The 23,548-nt window shown below is 71.2% G+C and carries 18 protein-coding genes and 2 pseudogenes; 11 read left to right on the forward strand and 9 right to left on the reverse strand.

Annotation, left to right across the window (positions count from 1 at the left end; genetic code table 11):
- Positions 1 to 6: 6 nt before the first annotated feature.
- Positions 7 to 477 carry a transcription elongation factor GreA gene (greA, locus tag FDP22_RS11790; RefSeq protein WP_138573191.1) on the reverse strand — a complete coding sequence of 157 codons (471 nt, stop codon included), beginning with the start codon at positions 475 to 477 and terminating at the stop codon, positions 7 to 9.
- 448 nt (positions 478 to 925) lie between these two features.
- Here greA and FDP22_RS11795 point away from each other — a divergent pair, with 448 nt between their 5' ends.
- The 5 genes and pseudogenes from FDP22_RS11795 to cysE all read left to right on the forward strand — a co-directional run bounded on the left by FDP22_RS11795 (position 926) and on the right by cysE (position 7,200).
- Positions 926 to 2,575, forward strand: a complete 1,650-nt coding sequence (locus FDP22_RS11795) for an electron transfer flavoprotein-ubiquinone oxidoreductase (protein WP_138573193.1) — start codon at positions 926 to 928, stop codon at positions 2,573 to 2,575.
- A gap of 526 nt (positions 2,576 to 3,101) precedes the next feature.
- Positions 3,102 to 4,820, forward strand: a complete 1,719-nt coding sequence (locus FDP22_RS11800; protein ID WP_239031940.1) for a tetratricopeptide repeat protein — start codon at positions 3,102 to 3,104, stop codon at positions 4,818 to 4,820.
- A gap of 169 nt (positions 4,821 to 4,989) precedes the next feature.
- Positions 4,990 to 5,211: pseudogene (locus FDP22_RS11805) on the forward strand (4-(cytidine 5'-diphospho)-2-C-methyl-D-erythritol kinase); the annotation flags it as partial.
- 471 nt (positions 5,212 to 5,682) lie between these two features.
- Positions 5,683 to 6,288, forward strand: a pseudogene (locus FDP22_RS11810) (4-(cytidine 5'-diphospho)-2-C-methyl-D-erythritol kinase); the annotation flags it as partial.
- 84 nt (positions 6,289 to 6,372) lie between these two features.
- Positions 6,373 to 7,200: a serine O-acetyltransferase gene (gene cysE, locus FDP22_RS11815; protein WP_138573197.1), complete on the forward strand. Its 828-nt coding sequence runs from the start codon at positions 6,373 to 6,375 to the stop codon at positions 7,198 to 7,200.
- Between the two features lie 587 nt (positions 7,201 to 7,787).
- Here cysE and FDP22_RS11820 read toward each other — a convergent pair.
- The 7 genes from FDP22_RS11820 to FDP22_RS11850 form a co-directional block, all read right to left on the reverse strand.
- On the reverse strand, positions 7,788 to 9,116 hold the full coding sequence (locus FDP22_RS11820; RefSeq protein ID WP_138573199.1) for a pyruvate dehydrogenase complex dihydrolipoamide acetyltransferase: 1,329 nt from the start codon (positions 9,114 to 9,116) through the stop codon (positions 7,788 to 7,790).
- Positions 9,117 to 9,128: 12 nt separating this feature from the next.
- Entirely contained in the window at positions 9,129 to 10,490 is a 1,362-nt protein-coding gene (locus FDP22_RS11825; protein ID WP_138573201.1) for a pyruvate dehydrogenase complex E1 component subunit beta, read from the reverse strand.
- Between the two features lie 14 nt (positions 10,491 to 10,504).
- Positions 10,505 to 11,494 carry a pyruvate dehydrogenase (acetyl-transferring) E1 component subunit alpha gene (gene pdhA / locus FDP22_RS11830; protein ID WP_138573203.1) on the reverse strand — a complete coding sequence of 330 codons (990 nt, stop codon included), beginning with the start codon at positions 11,492 to 11,494 and terminating at the stop codon, positions 10,505 to 10,507.
- Between the two features lie 199 nt (positions 11,495 to 11,693).
- Positions 11,694 to 11,999 carry an FtsB family cell division protein gene (locus FDP22_RS11835; protein WP_138573205.1) on the reverse strand — a complete coding sequence of 102 codons (306 nt, stop codon included), beginning with the start codon at positions 11,997 to 11,999 and terminating at the stop codon, positions 11,694 to 11,696.
- A 237-nt stretch (positions 12,000 to 12,236) separates the two neighbouring features.
- The gene (locus tag FDP22_RS11840; protein ID WP_138573207.1) at positions 12,237 to 13,166 is read right to left on the reverse strand and encodes a class I fructose-bisphosphate aldolase; all 930 of its coding nucleotides are present in this window, start codon (positions 13,164 to 13,166) and stop codon (positions 12,237 to 12,239) included.
- Positions 13,167 to 13,270: 104 nt separating this feature from the next.
- The gene (locus FDP22_RS11845) at positions 13,271 to 14,875 is read right to left on the reverse strand and encodes a hypothetical protein (RefSeq protein ID WP_138573209.1); all 1,605 of its coding nucleotides are present in this window, start codon (positions 14,873 to 14,875) and stop codon (positions 13,271 to 13,273) included.
- A gap of 121 nt (positions 14,876 to 14,996) precedes the next feature.
- Positions 14,997 to 15,191: a DUF4169 family protein gene (locus tag FDP22_RS11850; RefSeq protein ID WP_138573211.1), complete on the reverse strand. Its 195-nt coding sequence runs from the start codon at positions 15,189 to 15,191 to the stop codon at positions 14,997 to 14,999.
- A 652-nt stretch (positions 15,192 to 15,843) separates the two neighbouring features.
- Between FDP22_RS11850 and FDP22_RS11855 the strand changes: the two genes are divergently transcribed.
- From FDP22_RS11855 to FDP22_RS24710, 6 genes are all read left to right on the forward strand, one after another.
- Entirely contained in the window at positions 15,844 to 16,857 is a 1,014-nt protein-coding gene (locus FDP22_RS11855; protein WP_138573213.1) for a BMP family protein, read from the forward strand.
- A complete protein-coding gene (locus FDP22_RS11860) occupies positions 16,858 to 18,408 on the forward strand; it encodes an ABC transporter ATP-binding protein (protein WP_138573215.1) in 1,551 nt (516 codons plus the stop codon).
- A complete protein-coding gene (locus tag FDP22_RS11865) occupies positions 18,398 to 19,447 on the forward strand; it encodes an ABC transporter permease (protein WP_138573217.1) in 1,050 nt (349 codons plus the stop codon). Before FDP22_RS11860 ends, FDP22_RS11865 begins: the two co-directional genes overlap by 11 nt.
- A 4-nt stretch (positions 19,448 to 19,451) precedes the next feature.
- On the forward strand, positions 19,452 to 20,393 hold the full coding sequence (locus FDP22_RS11870; RefSeq protein WP_138573219.1) for an ABC transporter permease: 942 nt from the start codon (positions 19,452 to 19,454) through the stop codon (positions 20,391 to 20,393).
- Positions 20,393 to 21,667 carry an amidohydrolase family protein gene (locus tag FDP22_RS11875; RefSeq protein ID WP_205910891.1) on the forward strand — a complete coding sequence of 425 codons (1,275 nt, stop codon included), beginning with the start codon at positions 20,393 to 20,395 and terminating at the stop codon, positions 21,665 to 21,667. The genes FDP22_RS11870 and FDP22_RS11875 overlap by 1 nt, the downstream gene beginning before the upstream one ends.
- A gap of 433 nt (positions 21,668 to 22,100) precedes the next feature.
- A complete protein-coding gene (locus FDP22_RS24710) occupies positions 22,101 to 22,610 on the forward strand; it encodes an excalibur calcium-binding domain-containing protein (RefSeq protein WP_205910777.1) in 510 nt (169 codons plus the stop codon).
- Positions 22,611 to 22,614: 4 nt separating this feature from the next.
- Here the strand turns inward: FDP22_RS24710 and FDP22_RS11885 are convergent, their stop codons facing one another.
- Positions 22,615 to 23,145 carry a GNAT family N-acetyltransferase gene (locus FDP22_RS11885; protein ID WP_170317669.1) on the reverse strand — a complete coding sequence of 177 codons (531 nt, stop codon included), beginning with the start codon at positions 23,143 to 23,145 and terminating at the stop codon, positions 22,615 to 22,617.
- Positions 23,146 to 23,548: the final 403 nt, after the last annotated feature.

Raw genomic sequence — 23,548 nt, forward strand, 5'->3', positions numbered from 1 at the left:
CTCCGCTCAGACAAACCGGACCGCGACGATCTCGTAGCTGCGCGTGCCCCCGGGGGTGCGCACCTCGACGGAATCGCCCTCTTCCTTGCCGATCAGGGCCCGGGCGATGGGCGATTTCATGTTCAGCAGGCCGGCGTCCACGTCGGCCTCGTACTCGCCCACGATCTGGAAGGTCTTCGCTTCCTCGGTGTCCTCGTCGACGATCTCCACCGTGGCGCCGAACTTCACCGGGCCCGAGAGGCGGGCAGGGTCGATCACGTCGGCACGGCTGATCACCGCCTCAAGCTCCTTGATGCGCCCCTCGATGAAGCTCTGCTTCTCGCGGGCGGCGTGATACTCCGCATTCTCGCTCAGATCGCCGTGCTCACGGGCTTCGGCGATGGCGCGGATCACCGCGGGTCGCTCCACCGACTTGAGTTTCTTGAGCTCCGCATCGAGCGCGGCAAAGCCCCTGGCAGTAAGAGGTATCTTTTCCATTGACCACTCCGGTCCGGTCGTCCGGGCTCCCCTGGAATCCGGGAAACCTCAGGCGTTAAAATCATATGGCCACGCCCATGTCCCGGGCGCGGCCACACCCGCGAAACTAGGGCTGCCTCCCGGGTTCTGCAAGCCTCGGCTTGGACGTGGATCCAGCTATCCGCATAAGCATGCGTTTAGCAAGCCTCCGGGCTGCAACCCCTGCGCGACCGGCCCGCGCCGCACCCGTGCGCCGCTTCCGGGGCAGCTGTCGGGCGGGGGTGGGACGGCCGCCGCGTGCCGGGGCGCGAGGGCGGGGCGAAGCGCGCGCCGGGCCGCGCCGCGGCCGCCCGCACAAAGCGACCGGCCGCCGGCGCGCGGGCGCTACATTCACCTTGAATGCGGCAGGTCGCTGCGCCAAGTTGCACGGCAACAATCTTGCGCGCAAGGACGTCGAAGGAGCCAGCAGATGACCGAACCCACCCGCGAAGCCATGGAGTATGACGTCGTCATCGTCGGTGCGGGACCGGCTGGCCTGTCAGCGGCGATCCGCCTGAAGCAGCTCGACCCGGAGCTCTCCGTGGTCGTGCTGGAGAAGGGCTCCGAGGTGGGCGCGCACATCCTCTCCGGCGCGGTGCTCGACCCCTGCGGCCTTGACGCGCTGATGCCCGACTGGCGCGAGAAGGGCGCCCCGATCACCACCGCGGTGACCGAGGACCGCTTCCTGCTGCTCGGCGAGGCCGGCCATGTCCGCATCCCGAACTGGCCGATGCCGCCGCTGATGAACAACCACGGCAACTATATCGTCTCCATGGCGAACGTGTGCCGCTGGATGGGCGAGCAGGCCGAGGCGCTGGGGGTGGAGATCTTCCCCGGCATGTCCTGTTCGGAGCTGGTCTGGGGCGATGACGGCCTCGTGAAGGGCGTGGTGGCCGGCGAATTCGGCATCACCGCCGAGGGCGAGAAGGGCCCGAACTACGAACCGGGCATGGAACTGCTGGGCAAGTACGTGATGCTGGCGGAGGGTGCGCGCGGCTCGCTCTCCAAGCAGGTGATCGCGCGGCACGGGCTGGCCAGCGCGGCCGAGCCGCAGAAATACGGCCTCGGGATGAAGGAGATCTGGGAGATCCGCCCCGAGAACCACAAGCTCGGCCAGGTGACCCACACCATGGGCTGGCCGCTGGGCAAGAACGCCGGCGGCGGCTCGTTCATGTATCACCTCGAGAACAACCAGGTGTTCGTGGGCTTCGTGGTGCACCTCAACTACGAGAACCCGTATCTCTTCCCCTACATGGAGTTCCAGCGCTTCAAGCATCACCCCGAGATCGCGAAGGTGCTGGAGGGCGGCAAGCGGGTGGCCTATGGCGCGCGCGCCATCACCGAGGGCGGCTGGCAGTCGATGCCCAGGCTCACCTTCCCCGGCGGCGTGCTGCTGGGCTGCGCCGCGGGCATGGTCAACGTGCCGCGCATCAAGGGCAACCATAACGCGATGCTCTCCGGCAAGGCCGCGGCCGAGGCGGCGGTGGAGGCGATCCACGCCGGGCGCGCGGGCGACGAGCTGACCGCCTATGAGGCGGACGTGCGCTCGGGCCCGATCGCGGCCGACCTGAAGAAGGTGCGCAACGTGAAGCCGCTCTGGTCCGGCTACGGGCTCACGGCCAGCCTCGCCTTCGGCGGGCTCGACATGTGGGTGTCCAGCCTCACCGGCTGGAACCCGCTCGGCACGCTGAAGCACGGCAAGACGGACGCGGAGGCGACGGGCCGCGCCAGCCGCCACACGCCCATCGACTACCCGAAGCCGGACGGGGTGCTGAGCTTCGACCGGCTCACCAACGTGAGCTTCTCCTTCACCAACCACGACGAGGACCAGCCGAGCCACCTGAAGCTGAAGGATCCCACCATCCCGGTGCGCTGGACCCTGCCGAAATACGCCGAGCCCGCGCAGCGCTACTGCCCCGCCGGCGTCTACGAGGTCATCGAGGCGGAGGACGGCCCGCGCTTCCAGATCAACGCGCAGAACTGCGTGCACTGCAAGACCTGTGACATCAAGGACCCGGCGCAGAACATCAACTGGTGCACCCCCCAGGGCGGCGGCGGCCCGAACTACCCCAACATGTGACCCTGTGGCGGCGGGCCCCGGAGCGCCGGCAGCCCCGGCCCGCCGGCCCGGCAGATGCCGTGGCGGGGCCCTGCCGGACCACAGCCGGTGCCGCGCCTGCAGCGCCACATACGGGCGGCGGAGAACGGGACTTCTCCACCGGAGGGGCAGGGGAACGGCTGGCCTGGATATCGCGCGGCCAGCGGGCCCTGTCAGGCCACGGGCCTTCGGACACGCCCCCGATCCGGCGGCGGGGCGGGGGCCCTGAGGGCGCCGGCCCTGTGGCCGGAAGGCGACAGGCGGGGCCGGAACGGGGCAGATGGCGCGGAAGTGACCGCGTGAGCGCCCATTGCGGTTGCACGCGCCCGGGCTGCGCGCCTAGCATGGTGCGGACTGGACCGGCTGCCGGCCGGGCCCGCTTCCCCCTTGTGCCGGTCGTCTCGGCCGGGCGGCGCGGCGCCCCGGGTGGCCGGAGCCGGATGGTTTGCCCCGGTCGGCGCGCCGCGACGACGCCCCGCCGAGGGTCTGCAAGGAGACCGATGCCGTGATGTCTTTCGCACCGATGACCCGTCTGGCCATGCCGCTGCTCGTGCTCGCGGGGCTGTCCGTTCCCGTGGCGGCGGGAGCGCAGGGTCTGGCCGGCGAATATCTCGGCGCCCGTTTCGCGGAACTCAGCGGCGACATCTCGATGGCGGCCCGGCTCTACCCGCGCGCCGCCGCGCGAGACCCGCAGAACCCCGAGCTGATCGAACGCGCGATGCTCTACCGGATCTCCTCGGGCGATGTTCCCGGCGCGATCGAGCTGTCGGACCGGCTGGCCGCCCTGGCGCCGGACAACAACTACGTCTCCCTGGTGGCCGCGGTGCGCGAGCTGCGCGCCGGCGCCTTCGCCAGCGCGCTGGACCGGCTCAACGGCCAGGAGGACCTGTTCGGCCCGCTGCTGCAGGCGCTGATGAAGGGCTGGGCCCAGTCGGTGGATGACATGACGGCCGCGGACCTCACCTTCGACGGGCTCAGCGGCAACGACACGCTGGAGGCCTACGGCTCCTACCACAAGGCGCTCGCGCATGCGGTGGCCGGGGACCTGGAAGGCGCCGCGAAGATCTTCACCGCCCGCCGGCAGGACTTCCTCGGCCTGGACCGCCGCTCGCTGGTGGCCGAGGCCGAGGTCTATGCCGCGACCGGCCGCCAGACCCAGGCGCTGGAGGTGATCGACAACGCCTTCGCCCGCGGCCTGCGTGCCCCGATGCTCACCAGCCTGCGCGAGCGCATCTCCACCGGAGAACCGGTGGCGTTCAACATGGTCACCAACGCCACCGAGGGCGTCGCCGAGGCGCTCTACACCTTCGCGCTGGTGCTGGGCACGGGCGAGCAGAACCGCGGCTTCGCGGTGCTGCTGTCGCGATTCGCGCTCTACCTGCGCCCGGAGCTGATCGACGCGCGCCTGCTCACCGCCGAACTGCTGGAGGATGACGACCAGTTCGACCTCGCCATCGCCGCCTACGGCTCGGTGCCCGCCGAGGCGCCGCAGTTCCTGCGTGCCGAGGTGGGCCGGGCCAGCGCGCTCGATGCCGCCGGCCGCACGGATGAGGCGATCGGCGTGCTCACCGGCCTGAAGCGCACCCATCCGCAGGAACTCGCCCCCGTCACGGCCCTGGCCGATGCGCTGCGCAAGCAGGAGCGTTTCTCCGAGGCGGCGGAGGCCTATACGGACGCCATCGCCCTCCTGCCGGAGGAGCAGCCCCGCCACTGGGTGTTCTTCTACCAGCGCGGCATCTGCTTCGAGCAGTCCGACCAGTGGGACAAGGCCGAGGCGGACTTCCGCCATGCCCTCGCCCTGCAGCCGGACCAGCCGCTGGTGCTGAACTACCTCGGCTATTCGCTGGTGGAGAAGGGCGAGAAGATGGACGAGGCCGAGCAGATGATCCGCTCCGCCGTCGACCAGCGCCCGGATGACGGCTACATCACCGACAGCCTCGCCTGGGTGCTCTACAAGCTCGGGCGCTACGATGAAGCCATCGAACCGATGGAGCGCGCCGTGGAACTGGTGCCCTCGGACCCGATCCTGAACGACCACCTCGGCGACGTGCTCTGGAAGGTCGGCCGCAAGATGGAGGCCCGGTTCCAGTGGAAGCGCGCGCTCTCCTACGAGCCGGAGCAGGACGACATCGCCCGCATCCGCCGCAAGCTGGAGTTCGGCCTCGATTCCGTGCTGAAGGAGGAGATGGCCCGCCATCCGGTGAAGCCGGACGGCAAGGACGGCTGATCCGGCCGCCGGGACCCCGCCGATGACCTCCGAGACCGACGGGCCCCCGCGCGGGCCCGCTGACCGCACTCCGCCGGGAGGCCGCGCGCGCGGGGCCGCTTCCAGTGGTCCGCCGGACACCCCCGCGCGCTGGCCCGCCGACCGTTCCTCGCCCGACAGTTCCGGCGCCATCACCGTGGCCGCACCCGCGAAGCTGAACCTCGCGCTGCATGTCACTGGCCGGCGCGCCGACGGTTATCACCTGCTGGATTCGCTGGTGGTCTTCCCCCGGCTGGGTGACAGCGTCACCGTCGCCCCGGCGGAGGAGCTCAGCCTTGTCCTCACCGGCCCCTTCGCGGCCGGGCTCGCGGCGGAGGCCGACAACCTGGTGCTGCGCGCCGCCCGTCTGCTGCAGGACATCCGCGACGCGAACCCGTCGTCACCGCCTGGAACCGCCCCTCACATTTCCCCCGGCGCCCGCCCGCAGGGCGCGTCGGGCAGCGCTACGGACATGGCGCAGGGCGCTGCGGATATGGCACGGGGCGCAGCGCGCGCCGCGGATACGGCGCACGGCGCAGCGGGCAGCGCGGCGGACATGCCGCGGGGCGCGTTGGACAGCGCCGCGGACATGGCACGGGGCGCCGTGGACATGGCGCGGGGCGCTGCGGGTATGGCACGGGGCGCAGCGCGCGCCGCGGATACGGCGCACGGCGCAGCGGGCAGCGCTGCGGATATGACGCGGCGCGCGCGGACCGCTCCCGGTGGCGCCTTTCCTGGCAGGCCCCCGGCGCGGGACGCAGGGCCCGCCGCAGGATCGGGCCGGAGCGATGCGCCCCGGGCGCCGCTGCACGGGGCTGGCGTGCAGGGCCACGCCACACCGCCGCGCGGCGCGCGCATCACCCTCGAAAAGGCCCTGCCGGTGGCCTCCGGCATCGGCGGCGGCTCGGCGGATGCTGCCGCCACCCTGCGGGCGCTGTGCCGGCTGTGGCGGATGGACCTCCCGGAAACGGTGCTGGCAACCGCCGCCCTCGCGCTCGGGGCCGACCTGCCGGTGTGCCTGCTCGGGCGCAGCGCGCGCATGTCCGGCATCGGCGAGGTGCTCACCCCCGCACCGGGCCTGCCGGAGGTGCACGTGGTGCTGGCGAACCCGGGCGTGGGGGTTTCCACCGGGGCGGTGTTCCGCGGCCTCTCCGGCTTCGGCGAGGGGCTGGAGCCGTTGCCCGCGCTGGCCGACGCGGCCGCCCTCGCGGCCTGGCTCGCCCGGCAGCGCAACGACCTGGAGCCGCCCGCCCGCGCCCTGTGCCCGCCGATTGCCGAGACGCTCGACGCCCTTGCCGCCGCGCCCGGGGCGCTGCTGGCGCGCATGTCCGGCTCCGGCGCCACCTGCTTCGCGCTCTTCGCCGGGGCGGAGGCGGCAGCGCGCGCCGCCGCGGCGCTCTCCGCCGCCCGGCCCGGCTGGTGGGTGCGCGCCGCGCCGGTCACGTCTTGAGGATGGCTTGAATTCCGCGATTGCAGCGCTGATCTCTCTCAGGCAATGATTGCACCCCCGAACCTACCGCTGCGGAGAGTGTCGATGAAGGCCTCGAGATCATCCGACCCCAAGCTGAGCACCATCGACCCGCTCTGGGCGCGCATCCGCCGCGAGGCTGACGAGATCGTCCGCCACGAGCCGCTGATGGCCTCCATGGTGCACGCGGTCATCCTGCACCACACCTCCTTCGAGGACGCGCTGAGCTACCGGCTCACCCAGAAGCTCGCCTCGCCGGACCTGCGCGAGCTGGTGCTGCGCGACATCATGGACGAGGCGCATGGCGCCGACCCCTCCCTCGGCGAGGCCGCCCGCGCCGACCTCATGGCGCATTTCGAGCGCGACCCGGCCTGCCACACCACCATCCAGCCGCTGCTCTACCTCAAGGGCTTCCAGGCCGTGCAAAGCTACCGCATCGCCCACTGGATGTGGGAGCAGGGCCGCAAGGACATGGCCTATTTCATCCAGATGCGCACCTCGGAGATGTTCGGCGTCGACATCCACCCCGCCGCCCGCATCGGCCGCGGCCTGATGATCGACCACGCGCATTCCATCGTCATCGGCGAAACCGCGGTGGTGGGCGACGATGTCTCGATGCTCCACTCCGTCACCCTCGGCGGCACCGGCAAGGAAGACGGCGACCGCCACCCCAAGGTGGGTAACGGCGTGCTGATCGGCGCCGGGGCCGAGGTGCTGGGCAACATCTCCATCGGCAATTGCAGCCGCATCGCCGCCGGCTCCGTGGTGCTGCGCGACGTGCCGCCCTGCAAGACCGTGGCCGGCGTGCCGGCGCGCATCGTCGGCGAAGCCGGCTGCTCGCAGCCCGCCTTCACCATGAACCAGATCCTCGGCGAAGCCTTCGGCCTCGACTGAGGTGCCTGCGGCACGGCCGGACCCGGGTGGTGCGCATGGCTCGCCGTGAGCCCCCGCTGCCCCGGGCCTGACCCGGGGCCTCGCACCATCCCGAGCGGGTCCACAGGGGCGGGACGCCGGGAGGCCCCGGGGCAGGCCCGGGGCGCCGGGGCGAGGGATGGGGGCCATCCGCCACGTACCCTGCGAGTGAGGCGACAGCCCCGGCGTCGGTGCCCGTCCCCGAGCCGGACAGGAGGGGGAGATCCGCAACGGATCCGCTCGACACGGCCGGGGTGACCTGCTGCCCCGCCCTGCCATGCGCCGGGTCAGGGTCCTCAGGTCTCTGCGCCCCCGACGGGTCGTCACGGGGCAGCCCGGGCCGCTCCTGTCTCCGTCCCCGCGCAATGCCCGACGGTTCGTGGCTCCGCTCACCCGCCCATACCCCGCTGTCCCGGGCCCCGACCCGGGACCTCGCGCCACCAGCCGAACCGGCCGGCCCGCGCGATGCCGGCACGACCGGCACCCCACCACGCCACGGTCTCCTCCCGCAAACGCGAAGAGCCCGGACCTCACGGCCCGGGCTCTCGCATCTCGTCGCTGTCGCCGGTTCAGGCGAGCATCGACATCGGGTCTTCCAGCAGCGGCACGAAGGCCTGCAGGAACTCCGCGCCGAGCGCGCCGTCGATCACCCGGTGGTCGACCGAGAGCGTGACCGACATCACCGTCGCCGGCACGATCTGGTCTCCCTCGACCACCGGTTTGCGCAGCCCCGCGCCCACGGCGAGGATCGAGCCATGCGGCGGGTTGATCACGGCGTCGAAGTTCTCGATGCCCATCATCCCGAGGTTGGACACCGCGAAGGAGCCGCCCTGGTACTCGGAGGGCGCGAGCTTCTTCTCCCGCGCCCGGGTGGCGAGGTCCTTCATCTCGGCGGAGATCGCCGAGAGGGTCTTCTGGTCCGCGTCCTTGATGACGGGCGTGAACAGCCCGCCGGGGATGGCCACGGCCACGGCCACGTCGGAGCGGGCGAACTTCAGCACCCGGTCACCGGCCCAGACCGCGTTGCAGTCCGGCACCTGCTGGAGCGCGATGGCGGAGGCCTTGATGATGAAGTCGTTCACCGAGAGCTTCACGCCCCGGCCCTCGAGGCTCTTGTTGAGCTGGGCGCGGAAGGCGAGCAGGGCATCGAGCTTCACCTCGCGGCGGAGGTAGAAATGCGGGATGGTCTGCTTGGCCTCGGTGAGACGCGCGGCGATGGTGCGCCGCATGCCGTCGAGCTTCACTTCCTCGAAGACGCGGCCCTCGTACATCTTCGCCACGGCCGCGGCATCGGCAGGCTGGGCCTTCGCGGGGCTCGGGGCCGGGGCGGCAACCGGCGCTGGGGCAGCCGCGGCGGCCTCGGGCTTCGCGCCCGGCTTCGCGGCCTCGACATCGGCCTTCACGATACGGCCGTGGGGGCCGGAGCCCTTCACGGCCGAGAGGTCGAGCCCCTTCTCCGCCGCGATGCGGCGCGCGAGGGGCGAGGCGAACACCCGGTCCCCGTCCTTCTCCGGGGCAGGGGGCGCGGAGCCCGCCGCCGCCGGAACGGCCGCTTCCGCCGCCGCCGCGGGGGCAGGCGCCTCCTCGGCCTTCGGTTCGGGCGCCTTCGCGGGCTTTGCGGCCGCGCCGCCGCCGTCCAGCGCGGAGGCGTCCTCGCCCTCCTCCAGCATCACGGCGATGAGGGCGTTCACCTTCACGCCCTCGGTGCCTTCGGGGACGACGATCTTTCCGACGACACCGTCGTCGATGGCCTCGAACTCCATCGTGGCCTTGTCGGTCTCGATCTCGGCGATGACGTCACCGGAGGAGACACTGTCTCCCTCCTTCACGTTCCATTTCGCCAGCGTGCCTTCCTCCATGGTCGGCGACAGCGCGGGCATCAGGATCTCGATGGGCATGTGTGCCTCCCCTCAGCGGTAGCAGACCGAATGCGCTGCGGCGACAACCTCGTCGGTGGTCACCAGCGCAAGCTTCTCCAGATTGGCGGCATAGGGCATCGGCACGTCCTTGCCGGTGCAGTTGATGACCGGGGCGTCGAGATAGTCGAACGCCTGCCGCATCAGGACGGCGGAGAGATGGTTGCCGATCGAGCAGACCGGGAACCCCTCTTCCACCGTCACGCAGCGGTTGGTCTTCTTCACGGATTCGACCACCGCTGCGGTGTCCATCGGGCGCAGGCAGCGCAGGTCGATCACCTCGGCCTCGATGCCGTCCGCGGCAAGGCGCTCGGCGGCCTCCAGCGTGTACTGCATGCCGATGCCGAAGCTCACCAGCGTGATGTCCGAGCCCTTGCGCCGGATGCGCGCCTTGCCCAGCGGCACGGTGTAATCCTCGATCTCCGGCACGTCGAAGGAGCGCCCGTAGAGGATCTCGTTCTCCAGGAAGATCACCGGGTTCGGGTCGCGGATCGCGGATTTCAGCAGGCCCTTCGCGTCATCCGCGGAATAGGGCATGCACACCTTCAGGCCGGGGATCTGGGAGTACCAGGCGGCGTAGTCCTGGCTGTGCTGGGCGCCCACGCGCGCGGCGGCACCGTTCGCGCCGCGGAACACGATCGGGCAGCCCATCTGTCCGCCGGACATGTAGAGCGTCTTGGCGGCGGAGTTGATGATCTGGTCGATCGCCTGCATGGCGAAGTTGAAGGTCATGTATTCCACGATCGGGCGCAGGCCGGCGAAGGCCGCGCCGGTGGCCACACCGGTGAAGCCGTGCTCGGTGATCGGCGTGTCGATCACGCGCCGGGCGCCGAACTCGTCCAGCAGGCCCTGGGAGACCTTGTAGGCACCCTGGTACTCGGCGACTTCCTCACCCATCAGGAACACGTCGCCGTCGCGGCGCATTTCCTCGGCCATCGCGTCGCGCAGCGCCTCGCGCACGGTCTGCTTCTTGAAGGTGGTACCCTCGGGCAGCTCCGATTCTTCCGGAGCGGCGGCGGCGGCGGGTGCCTTCGCGGCTGCCGGCGCCTTCGGGGCCGGAGCCTCGGCGGCAGGCTCGGCAGGGGCGGCCGGGGCCTCGGCGGTCTCGTCCTCGTCCTCGGACTGGAGCGTGGCGATGGGCGTGTTCACCTTCACGCCCTCGGTGCCCTCGGCGATCAGGATCTCGCCGATGACACCCTCGTCCACGGCCTCGAATTCCATCGTGGCCTTGTCGGTCTCGATCTCGGCGATCACGTCGCCCGAGGAGACGGTGTCACCCGCCTTCACGTTCCATTTGGCCAGCGTGCCCTCTTCCATGGTGGGCGAGAGCGCCGGCATCAGAATCTGGATCGGCATGTTGTGTTTCCCCCTCAGGCGTAGATGTCGGTCCAGAGTTCGGCTTCCGCCGGCTCCGGGCTTTCCTGGGCGAATTTCGCCGCGTCGTTGACGATGGACTTGATGTCCTTGTCCACGGCCTTGAGCTCGTCCTCGGTGGCATGGTTGCCCAGCGTCAACAGCTGGCGCACGTGGTCGATCGGGTCGCGCTCCTCGCGCATCTTCTGCACCTCGTCGCGGGTCCGGTATTTCGCCGGGTCGGACATGGAGTGGCCGCGGTAGCGGTAGGTGTTCATCTCCAGGATGTAGGGGCCCTTGCCGGAGCGGCAGTGCTCCACCGCCTTCATGGCCGCCTCGCGCACCGCGAGCACGTCCATGCCGTCCACCGCCTCGCCGGGGATGCCGAAGGCCTCGCCGCGGGTGTAATAGGCGGGGGAGGAGGAGGAGCGCTTCGAGGAGGTGCCCATCGCATACTGGTTGTTCTCGATCACGAAGATCGCCGGCAGCTTCCACAGCGTGGCCATGTTGAAGGTCTCGTAGACCTGGCCCTGGTTCGCCGCACCGTCGCCGAAATAGGTGAAGGACACCTTGTCGTCGCCCCGGTACATGTTGGCGAAGGCGAGGCCGGCGCCGATCGGCACCTGCGCGCCCACGATGCCGTGGCCACCGTAGAAGGCCTTCTCGCGGCTGAACATGTGCATCGAGCCGCCCTTGCCGCGGGAGTATCCGTCCTCGCGGCCGGTGAGCTCGGCCATCACGCCCTTGGGGTCCATGCCGGTGGCCAGCATGTGGCCGTGGTCGCGGTAGGAGGTGACCACCTGGTCGCCGTCCTTCGCCGCGGCCTGCAGGCCGACGACGACGGCCTCCTGGCCGATGTAGAGGTGACAGAACCCGCCGATGAGGCCCATCCCGTAAAGCTGGCCGGCCTTCTCTTCGAACCGGCGGATCAGGAGCATGTCGCGGTAGTAGGCGAGCAGCTCCTCCTTCGACGCATTGGGCTTCTTCTGCCCTTTGGCTGGCGGCATGTCGTCCTCCTTCGGTATCGCGTTTCCCGGTGGTTTAACGTTGAACTATCTCAACACTACCGGCATTTGCAAGCCGGCTCTCGCGCCTTGGGCGGGCAGCATTACGCTTTCCGCTCCGGCACGCAAGCCGCGAAACGGGTCAGTATTCCTGCCCTGCAGGCCGCGGGGCGGGCCCGGAAGCCATCAATGTAGGGCGGTGTCAGCGGATGACGATCTCGTCGGGCCGGGCAAAACCCAGCACCTTGCGGGCCTGCTCGTCGAGCAGGTCGAGGTCGAGGAAATCGTCGGAGAGCCTGTGGACCTTGTTCTCGAGCGCGGCGCGTTCGCGGCGCATGTCCTCGAGGTCATTGGACAGTTCTTCCTCGGTCGCATGCATCTCGATCTGGCGCGTGAGGCCGTATTCGCCCTGCAGGGCGGCGAAACTGAAATAGGCGATGGCCGCGAGGATCGCGAAGGAATAGATCGCGCTGCCGATCGCTTTCGGGCCTGGGGTGATGCCTGCCATGCTCTGCCTGTCGTCCGCCGTCTCTTGCCCCGCGGCGCTGCCTGCGCCGTTGCCGGGTGCTGCCCCCGCTTTTGCGGGTGGTTCAGCGAATCATGCCAGATCATTGGAAGAAAGGAAATATTCCAATCTCCGGAACCGGGGTGCCCGCGGATCACGTTTCCGGGGGAAACGGAAAGGGCGGCCCCGGAAGGCCGCCCTCTCGCGCTTGTCCGGCCTGTGCGCGCGTGGCGCGCCGGGTCAGGCCTTGCCCTTGTAGATGTCCACGAGCTTGCCCAGCAGGTCGAGCGCGTCCTCGCGCGAGCGCTGGAAGGAGTTGCGGCCGATGATCGAGCCGTTGCCGCCGCCGTCGCGGATGGCGCGGGCGTCGTCATAGACCGAGTCCGCGCCCTTGGACGCACCGCCGGAGAACACCACGATGCGGCGGCCGGCGAAGGAGGCCTCCATGCAGTGCTTCACCCGGGCGGCCATGGTGGAGACGTCGATGCCCTTCGCCTCGTAGACCTTCTTGGCCTCGCCCAGCTCCAGGTGGTCGGTGGAGAGCTTGATCTTGATGATATGCGCGCCGAGCAGGGCGGCGATCTGCGCGGCATAGGCGCCGATGTCGATGGCCGTCTCGCCGTTCTTGGTCAGCGCCTCGCCGCGCGGGTAGGACCAGATCACGGTGGCCACGCCCTTGGCGGCGGCTTCGCGGCGCATCTCGGCGATTTCCTCGAACATGCCGAGGCCGGCGCCGGAGCCCGGGTAGATGGTGAAGCCGATGGCCGCGCAGCCGAGCCGCAGCGCGTCGTCGACCGAGGCGGTGATCGCCTGGTCCTTCGGGGCTTCTTCCGGGATCAGCGAGTTCGCCGAGTTCACCTTCAGGATGGTCGGGATCTGGCCGGCATAGGTGTCGGCGCCGGCCTCCAGCATGCCCAGGGGCGCCGCATAGGCATTCAGCCCGGCGTCGATGGCGAGCTGGTAGTGGTAGAGCGGGTCGTAGGCAGCAGGGTTCGGGGCGAAGGAGCGGGCCGGGCCGTGCTCGAAGCCCTGGTCGACCGGCAGAATGATCATCTTGCCGGTGCCGCCCAGCTTGCCGTTCATCAGCATCTGGCAGAGCCTGGCCTTCACGCCGGGCGTCTCACCTTCGTAATTCGCAAGGATCTTCTGAACGATTCTGGTCGCGCGCATGGGCTGTCCTCGGGTCGTGGAAACGGATGGTGGATTGGGTAACGTGGGTGTGAGCACCGGTCAAGCGGCCCGCGCGGGCCGGTTGACGCAGGCGGGGGGGTATTTCAGCGGGTGCGGTCATGCAAAGCGGCGCCGATTCCGCCTTCCGTCCACAGGGTGAGCGCCTGCGCGGCGGCGGCCTCGAAGGCCGCGGACCAGGCGCCGTCATGGTCGTTCGCGGCGCGGGCGTCGAGGCTCACCCGCAGGTTCGCGGCCGACCGGTCTCCGGCCGCGGCGGCAAGCGTGGTCCACAGATAGGCGGTCTCGTAGCTGCGCGGCACGCCGCGGCCGAGCTTCGCGTCGATGGCCAGGCGGCGCATCATCGCCGGGTCCGCGGCGGCGAGCACGGCGGCGCGGCGCGTCTCCAGCCCCGGGTCCGGCGCCCAGCCGGCCAGAACGGAGGCCTGCGTACCGCGGATCTGCGAGGCGCCGAGCCGCGCCTCGATCCGGTCGGTGAGCCCCATCGCGCCGGGCTCGCCCGCGGCCAGCGCCGCGAGGGCATAGCCGTAGGCCGACTGCGGCGCGCCGCTTTCCGCCAGCCCCTGCGCGAGTTCCATCGCCGCGCCCGCATCGCCCGCATCGGCCATCGGCTTCAGCACGGCGATGGCGGCGGACCGGTCGCGCGGGGCGCCGATGCCGCTCATCAGCGCGCGGCCGGCGGAGAGCCGCTCCGCGTCCGACAGCTCTCCGTCCCCGGTGATCGCCTTGCCCAGCAGGTCGGGCGCCAGCACTTCGTGCACTTCCGCGGGCCGGTTGCTGACCTTCGGCTGCAGCGCCTCGATCAGGCGCTCGGGGGTCTCGAACTGCTCGGCGCCCAGCCAGACGCCGCCCTCCGGCGCCGCGCGCACGGTGATCTGGCTCTCGTCGGCGAGGAAGGTCTGCAGCCCGGAGACCAGCGAGGAGATGAAGGCCTGCGCCGCGGGGCCGGGCGTGCCCTTCTTGCCGGCGAGCTGGTCGGAAAGGGCGCTCTCCACGATCTTCGGCAGCACGGCGGTGGTGCCCACCGCATCCTCGACCATCGGCTTCACCCGGCTCCAGGCGCCGCGATTCTCCACCGAGGCCTCGAAACTGCGCAGCAGGATGGAGGGACGGAGGTCCGGCATCTCGTCGCCCGCCGCGCCGTCGAACAGCCCGGTGAACCAGAAATAGTCGAAATCCGCCTCCAGGTTCAGGCTGAGCGCGTCGGTGAGCCCGGCCTGGACGGAGAGGTCCATGCCGCCGCTGGGCAGGTCGTAGCGCGCGGTGATCACGGCGGCGTCGGAGCGGATGCCGTCATAGCCGAGCTGCTGGAGCGCGGCGCGCATGCCCGGCGAGAGGCACAGCGGCGAGACGGAGAGATCGGTGGTCTCGATCAGGCTGGAGATCCGGTCGTCCTCCTGCGTGTCACTGATCACGGCACGGCCGAGCGAGATGGTGCAGCCCTGCTGCGCGGGGTCCGACAGGCGCGGGTAGATGCGCAGGCCCGTGAGGGTGAGGTCGCCGCTGGCGGAATCGCGGGCGATGCTCTCATAGGTGAAATCGACGAAGGAGCGCAGGATCAGCACCGAATAGGTGCGGGCCATGCCGCCGAGCAGGTCGAAGACGCCCTCGGCGCTGCTCTGCGCGCCGGCACTCAACGGGGCGAGGGCCAGTCCGGCGGCGAGGCCGGCGGCGGTGATCAATCGGGGCATGCTGTCTCTCGTCTCGATGAGGGTGCGGCGGAGGGGGTGCCGGGGCCCCGCGCCGGGGTGTACCGGATGTAGCGCCCGCCGGCGCGCTGACCAGCCCCGGCGGCGCCCGGACCCGCGGCGTTCAGTCTTCGGACGTGTCCGTCTCGCGGCGGTGGCCGTCAAGCAGGCGGGCGGCCTTTTCGGCCCGGGCCGCGGCGAGGGTCTTCTCCGCGCGGGTGCGGCCGAAGGCGACGGCATTGACGTCCGCCTCCGCCTTGCGCTCGGCGCGGGCCCGGAGCTTGCGGAAGCGGTTGAGATTGATCGGTGTGGTGGTCATCGTGCTCTCGTCTGTCGCAGTCCCGGCGGGGGCAGTTTACACGACGGAGCGGGGATTTCCAGATCCGGGCGGGACCACCTGCCGCCCCGGACAGGCCGGGGCCGGTTCCGCGCCCGGGATGGGGGGGGCGGCCCTCGTGCCCGGGCGCAGATGGGGCCCTGCCAGCGCCCGCATGGCGGAGAGCGTGTCGCGGAGCGGGGGAGGCGGGGGGACGGCGCCGGACAGCGGGCCGCGGCGCAGGCAGGGACTGGCCTACCCCCGGCCCCGCCCGCGCGGCGAAGCACGGGCGCACGCGTGGCAGAGCACGGCGGCAGAGCAGAGCGGCAGAGCACAGACGCAGGCGCGGCAGAGCACAGGCGCGGCAGACCACGGGCGTAGCGCGGGTAGAGCACGGGTGCAGGCGCGCTGATGCACGGGCGCAGGCGCGGTGGGCGGACAGCGCCCCGCAGCGGCGCGCGGGGCGGCGGAGGCGGCATGTCTCGCGAGGGGGACGCCGGACGGGGGGCATCGAGCCCCCCGTCCGGCGCGTCGACGCGCAGCGTCTCCGGCGCCTGCTGCGACGCTCCGCGCGAGGGGGAGAGGCGAATCTGTTTACCCGGCTGGAAAACCCGGCAAATATGACCGCCGGGTGAACACTTACACGGAGCCATGCATGTCCAGGACTTCTCTTGCCGTCTCGCGCCGTCAACTGCTTGGCACGGCCGCCGGGCTTGCCGCGCTGTCGCTCGCGCCGCGGGCCCTGCGCGCCGCAACACCGGTGAAGGTGGCCGCCATCTACACCGTGCCGGTCGAGCAGCAGTGGGTGGGGCGCATCCATGACGCCGCCGTTGCCGCCGCCGCGCGCGGCGAGATCGAATACGTCTACTCGGAATCGGTGTCGAACTCCGATTACGAGCGCGTGATGCGCGAGTATTGCGAGGCCGGCCATGACCTGCTGCTGGGCGAGGTCTTCGGCGTGGAGGACGCGGCCCGCTCCGTGGCCATGGACTACCCGGACACCGCCTTCCTCATGGGCTCCTCCTTCAAGCCGGACCCGCAGTACCCGAACTTCTCCGTGTTCGACAACTACATCCAGGACGCCTCCTATCTCTCCGGAATCATTGCAGGCGCGATGAGCAAGTCCGGCAATATCGGCATGGTGGGCGGCTATCCGATCCCGGAGGTGAACCGGCTGATGCACGCCTTCATGGCCGGCGCGCGCGAGATGAACCCGGACATCGCCTTCCAGGTGGCCTTCATCGGCTCCTGGTTCGATCCGCCCAAGGCCAAGGAGACCGCCTTCGCGCAGATCGAGGCCGGCGCGGACCTGCTCTACGCCGAGCGCTTCGGCGTCTCGGACGCGGCGCAGGAGAAGGGCATCCTCGCCATCGGCAACGTGATCGACACCCAGAAGGACTACCCGGAGACGGTCGTCGCCTCCGCCCTGTGGCACTTCGAGCCCACGCTGGCCGCCGCGCTCGCGAAGATCGCCGACGGCAGCTTCGCGGCCGAGGATTACGGGGTCTACTCCTTCATGAAGGAGGGCGGCTGCTCGCTGGCGCCGCTGGGCACCTTCGAGGGCAAGGTGCCGGACGAGGCGATGGACCTCGTCGCGCAGCGCGAGCAGGAAATCCGCTCCGGCGCCTATACCGTCGAGATCGACGACAGCGAACCGAAGTCGAGCTGAGTGGCCCCGAATGCCCCCCGGGAGGCGCTGCGCCTCTCGGGGATCACCCGCAGCTTCGGCCCCGTGCGGGCCAATGACGATATCTCCTTCGCCGTCGCGCCCGGCGAGGTCGTGGCCCTGCTCGGCGAGAACGGCGCCGGCAAGACCACGCTGATGAACATCCTCTTCGGCCATTACGTGGCCGATGCGGGGCAGGTGGAGGTGTTCGGCCGCGCCCTGCCGCCGGGAGACCCGCGCGCCGCCATCGAGGCCGGCATCGGCATGGTCCACCAGCATTTCACCCTGGCCGAGAACCTCACGGTGCTGGAGAACATCACCCTGGGCACCGGGCCGCTGCTGCGCCTCGCGCGGCGGGGCCGGGCGCGGGCGCACATCCTGGAGCTGGGCCGGGACTTCGGCCTCGCCGTGACGCCGGACCAGCCGGTGGCCGCGCTCTCCGTGGGCGAGCGGCAGCGGGTGGAGATCCTCAAGGCGCTCTACCGCGAGGCCCGGGTGCTGATCCTGGACGAGCCCACCGCCGTGCTCACGCCCATGGAGGCCGATGCGCTTTTCGCCACGCTGCGCCGGCTGGTGGCGCGCGGGCTTTCGGTGATCTTCATCTCGCACAAGCTGCACGAGGTGCTGGCGATTTCCGACCGGGTGGTCGTGCTGCGCCACGGGCGCGTGGCGGGAACCCGCGCCGTGGCGGACACCAGCCGCGAGGACCTCACCGCGCTCATGGTGGGCGCCGAGGTGGCGCCGCCGCAGATCGCCCCCGCCCGGCCCGGGCCGGTGCGCCTCGCGCTGCGCGGGGTTTCCACCCGGGCGGCGGAGGCCGGCCCGCCGCTGCAGGCGGTCGACCTGGAACTGCGCGGCGGCGAGATCACCGGCCTGGCCGGTGTCTCCGGCAACGGACAGGCGGCGCTGGCCGCGCTCATCGCCGGCTCCCTGCGCCCGGTGGCGGGGCGCTTCGAGATCGACGGGGCCGAGCCGGGGCGCTGGTCGCCCGCCGCCGCCGTGCAGGCCGGCATCGCCCGCATCCCCGAGGATCGCCACGCCCTCGGGGCCATCGACGCGATGAGCATCACCGAGAACGTGATTTCCGAGCGGGTGCGCAGCCGTTTCTCGCGCCGCGGCCTGCTGGACCGCCGGGCGGCGCGGGCCTTCGCGGCCGGCATCATCACCGCCTACGACGTGCGCTGCCCCGGTCCGGAGGCGCGCATCGGCCTGCTCTCGGGGGGCAACATGCAGAAGCTCATCCTCGGCCGCGCGCTGGCCGGGGCCGGGGAGGGCGCCGAACCGGCGGTCATCCTGGCCAACCAGCCGGTGCGCGGGCTCGACATCGGCGCGGTCTCCTACGTCCATGCCCGGCTGCTGGAGGCGCGGGCGCGCGGCGCTGCCATCCTGCTGATCTCGGAGGATCTCGACGAGGTGCGCGCCCTGTCGGACCGCATCCACGTGATCTCGGAAGGCCGGCTCTCGCCGCCCAGCGCGCGCGGGGCGCTCTCGGTCCGCCAGCTCGGCGCGCTGATGGCCGGGCAGGGTTTCGCGGAGGCCGCAGATGCGTCTTGAACCCATCGCCTCTCCCGGGCCGCTGCGGCTGGTGCTGATGCCGCTGGCGGCACTGGGGCTCACCGTGCTCGTCGCCGCCGTGCTGGTGCTGGCGGCGGGGGCCGCGCCGCTGCCGGTGTTCGGGCTGATCGTGCAGGGGGCGGCGGGCTCGCAGTTCGCCATCCTGGAGACACTCACCCGCGCGACGCCGCTCATCCTCACCGGGCTGTCGGTGGCGGTGGCCTTTCGCGCGAAGCTGTGGAACATCGGAGCGGAGGCGCAGCTCTACCTCGGCGCGGTGATGGCCGTGGTGCTGGGCACCGGGGCGACGGGCCTGCCCGCGCCGCTGCTCATCCCGCTCATCGGGCTTGCCGCGGTGCTGGCCGGCGGCCTCGCGCTGCTCGGGCCCGCGGTGCTCAAGACCCGCTTCGGGGTGGACGAGGTGGTGACCACGCTGCTCCTGAACTTCATCGTGCTGCTCTTCGTCTCCCTGCTGCTGGAGGGCCCGCTGAAGGACCCTATGGCGCTCGGCTGGCCGCGCTCGGAGAAGATCGAGGCCGCCGCCGCCCTGCCGCGGCTGATCACCGGCAAGCGGCTGCACTGGGGGTTCATCCTCGCGCTGGTCTCCGCCGGGCTGGTGTGGTTCGTGCTGGCGCGCACGGTCTTCGGCTACGAGATGCGGGCCGTGGGGCACAACGCCCAGGCCGCGCGCTTCGCCGGCATCCGGGTGGAGCGGGTGCTGCTGAAGACCGCGCTGCTCTCCGGCGGGCTGGCCGGGCTGGCGGGCTATTCGGAGGTGGCGGGGCTGAAGGGCAACCTCACGCTCGACCTCTCGCCGGGCTATGGCTACACCGGCATCGTGGTGGCGATGCTCGCGCTGCTGAACCCGCTGGGGGTGGTGGTGTCGGCCATCTTCGTGGCCGGGATCTTCGTGGGGGCCGACGCGATGAGCCGCTCGGCGGGGGTGCCGAGCTACATCGCGCAGGTGATCGTAGCGACCGCACTGCTGTCGATGGTCAGCGCGCTCCTCTTCACCCGTTATCGCATCAGGTGGAGATAGCGCCTTGGACATCCTCGACATCTTCCTGACGGCGAGTTTCTGGGTGGCGGCGGTGCGCATCGCCTCGCCGCTGATCTTCGCGACCATGGGCGAGCTGATCTGCGAGCGCGCGGGCGTGCTGAACCTCGGCATCGAGGGCATCATGACCGTGGGGGCCTTCACCGGCTGGCTCACGGTCTGGCTCGGCGGCGGGCTGTGGCTGGGCGTGGGGGTGGCGCTGCTGGCGGGCATGGCGATGGGGCTGCTGCACGGCGTGCTCACCGTGCCGCTGGGCCTGTCGCAGCACGTGACGGGCATCGGCATCACGCTGCTGGCCACCAGCCTGACCTATTACATCTACCGCATCGCGCTCCCGCAGGTCACCAGCCCGCCGAAGATCGAGGCCTTCCAGCCCTGGCCGGTGCCGGGCCTGTCGGAGATCCCGCTCATCGGCCCGGCGCTCTTCGCCCAGACACCGCTCACCTATCTCGCCTTCGCCTGTGCCGCGCTCACCGCCTTCGTGCTGTGGCGCACCAGCCTCGGCGTGGCGATCCGCGCGGCGGGGGAGAACCCGGCCGCGGTGGAGGCGCAGGGCCTCTCGGTCACCTGGCTCAGGATCGGGGCGGTGATGGCGGGCTCCGGGCTGATGGCGGTGGGGGGCGCGTTCCTCACCATGTCGGCCTTCAACTCCTTCTTCTTCGAGATGATCAACGGCCGCGGTTGGGTGTGTATCGCCCTCGTGGTCTTCGGCGGCTGGAAACCGGGCAAGGCGCTGCTCGGCGCGCTGCTCTTCGCTGCCTTCGACGCCTTCCAGGTGCGCCTGCAACAGGTGGCGGGCGGCGTGGTGCCCTACCAGGTGTTCCTGATGCTGCCCTACGCGCTCTCCATCCTCGCGCTGGTGGTGATGTCGCGCCGGGCCGCGGCGCCGCGCGCCCTCATGGTGCCCTACCGGGCAGGAGAAAGATGATGTTCGACATTCTGGTGCAGGGCGGTGTGCTGCCCGACGGCACGCGGGCCGATATCGGCATCCGGGGAGACCGGATCGTGGCCGTGGACCCCGTGATCACGGCGGAGGCGGGCCGGGTGGTCGACGCCGCGGGCTCCCTCGTCTCCACGCCCTTCATCGACCCGCATTTCCACATGGATGCCACGCTCTCCTACGGCATTCCGCGCATCAACGCCTCCGGCACGCTGCTGGAGGGCATCGCGCTGTGGGGGGAGCTGAAGCCGCTCCTTACCCATGAGGCGGTGACGGCGCGCGCACTCGCCTATTGCGACTGGGCGGTGTCGATGGGCCTGCTTGCCATCCGCAGCCATGTCGATGTCTGCGACGACCGGCTGCTGGCCGTGGAGGCGCTGCTGGAGGTGAAGCGCGAGGTGGCGCCGTACATCGACCTCCAGCTCGTCGCCTTCCCGCAGGACGGCTTCTACCGCGACCCCACGGCCCGCGCCAACACGCTGCGCGCCCTCGACATGGGGGTCGACGTGGTGGGCGGCATCCCGCATTTCGAGCGCACGATGGCGGACGGCCGCGCCTCGGTGACCGAGCTCTGCGAGATCGCCGCCGCCCGCGGCCTGCTGGTCGACATGCATTGCGACGAGAGCGACGACCCCCACTCGCGCCACATCGAGCAGCTCGCCTATGAGGCGCAGCGCCTGGGGCTCGCGGGCCGCGTGGCGGGCTCGCACCTCACCTCCATGCATTCGATGGACAATTACTACGTCTCCAAGCTGCTGCCGCTCATCGCCGAGGCGGGCGTGGCCGCCATCCCCAATCCGCTGATCAACATCATGCTGCAGGGCCGGCATGACAGTTTTCCCAAGCGCCGCGGCCTCACCCGGGTGCGGGAGATGCGCGCCCTCGGCATTCGTGTCGGCTTCGGGCAGGACTGCGTGCTCGACCCGTGGTATTCGCTGGGCACGGCCGACATGCTTGACGTCGCCTTCATGGGCCTGCACGTGGCGCAGATGACGAGCCCGGAGGAGATGGCCGCCTGTTTCGACATGGTCACCTCCGAGAGTGCCGCCATCATGGGGCTGGAGGATTACCGCCTCGGCCCCGGCGGCCTCGCCTCGCTGGTGGTGCTGGACGCCGGCTCCCGGGTGGAGGCGGTGCGGCTGCGCGCCGACCGGCTTTGCGTGATCGCGAAGGGCAGGGTGGTGAGCGAACGCCCCGCCGCCCGCCCCGCGCTGAGCCTGCCGGGGCGGCCGGCGACGGTGTCGCGCCGTCATGACGCCTGACGGCAAACAAGGCCGTCATGAAGCCTGACGGCAAAGGACAACCGTCACGAGGCCTGATGGCAAAAGAGAGCCGTCACGCGGCCTGAGGGCGAGGCAAGGCCGTCATGACGCCTGACGGCGAGGAAAGGCAGTCACGGAGCCCTGACCGGGGAGAATGGCGGCACGCGGCGCGAGGCAGGTGGTTTGCCTCACGGGGGGCGCCATGCCCCGGAAGTGCGTCAGGGGAGATGAGGCCCGACACGCGCTTCGCGAGGCAAGACGCCGGAGACTGGCGCCATGCCTCCGGTCGCGGGAGTGTCGCGAGCCCGGGGGAAGGCGCGGCGACGCTCTCCGGGACGGGCCCGGATCGCCACCGGCACCCGAAAGGCTGTGGGAAACGCGCGGAACCAGCGGCCCGGGTGGGGCCGAGACACGAAGAGAGAGGGATTGCCACATGTCTGCACTGCGACCCGCCATCCTGATTGCCGGGCTCCTGCTCGCGGCCTGCGCCGCGCCGGAGGGAGACCCGAACATGGCAGCGCCGCCGATCCCCGGCGGCCCGGCGCCGGACGACGCCGCCTCCTACGCCGCCGGCATGGCCGCACTGGGCGATGACGCGCTCTGCACCCGGTACCAGGGGGAGACGGACGACCCCTGGAAGAAGCAGGCGATGGAGCCGGAGCTGGCGAAGCGCGGCGTCTACCAGTGCGGGGGCCAGGCGGTGGGTGCGGGGTCCGCCGCGCTCGTGGGCCTCGCGCGTTACGACCGGCCACAGCGCCGGAGCGCCGGGTTCGGGCGCGATCGCGATTGCGATGATTTCAACAGCGCCGCCGAGGCGCAGGCCTTCTTCCTCGCCGAGGGCGGCCCGAGCGAGGATGACCACAGGCTCGACGATGACGGCGACGGTTATGCCTGCTCCTGGGGCGAGGACCTGCGCTCCATGGCCGCCGCGGCCTCGCTCTGAAGCCTCAGCCCGCGGGCATCGGCTCCCAGACCACGAGGATGTTGTCGGATTTCCACAGCGGCCCGGGGTCGGTGAAGGCGCGGGCCTCGCGGCCGCCGAGCGCGCGGTAGAAGGCCCGGGCACCGGCGTTGCCGCGCACCACGGCGAGGCCGGCGCCGGGGTAGCCCGCGGCGGCGAGGGCGCGGAAGGCGTGCGCCATCAACCGCCGCCCCAGCCCGCTGCCGCGGCAGGAGGGGCAGACATAGAGATGCTTCACCTCGCCCAGCGCGCCGTAGACCGCGCTGCCCGGCGGGCCGTGGCTCACAAGGCCGACGATCGCGCCGTCGCGCTCGGCCAGCAGGGTGCCGCGGCGCGGGTCTGCGCCCGAGAGGGCCTCCTGCCACTGCGGCAGGCGCCGGGCCTCGTCGAGGGCGGCGACTGCGTCGGCCGGGGCGAGGGCTGCATAGGTCTCGCGCCAGATGCGCACGTGGAAGGCGGCGGCATCCGCGGCATCCGCCGGGCCGGCGGTGCGCAGGGTGAGGGCGGCCTCAGCCACGCCGCGCCTCCCGGGCCCGGGGCGACAGCGCTCCGTGGCGCGGTACGGGGCGAGGACGAGGACAGGCTGGTCCGGCGTGGGACATGGGCGGAGGCTCCGTGGCAGGTGACAGCGGAGCATGCCGCGGCGGCTCCCCCCGGTCAAACGGTGCCGTTGCCCGAGGCGCCTGCGCCCGGCCGGCCGCCCGGGCCCGCCAGTCACAGCAGAACCAGTGACCGACGGGCCAGTGACAGGGGCGCCAGTGACCGCGGGGCAAGTGAACCTCGGGGGCACAGAGCGCTCCGCCCCCGGCAGCGCCATCGCGCCGCTGATCCCGGTGCTGCCGCGCGGGACGCGACCCCGGGGCACCCGGCTCCGGCCTCATCCCCGCCCCGCGATCCGGCGAGATGCGGGGATTCACGAG

The organism is Paroceanicella profunda (assembly GCF_005887635.2).
Classification (GTDB): domain Bacteria; phylum Pseudomonadota; class Alphaproteobacteria; order Rhodobacterales; family Rhodobacteraceae; genus Paroceanicella; species Paroceanicella profunda.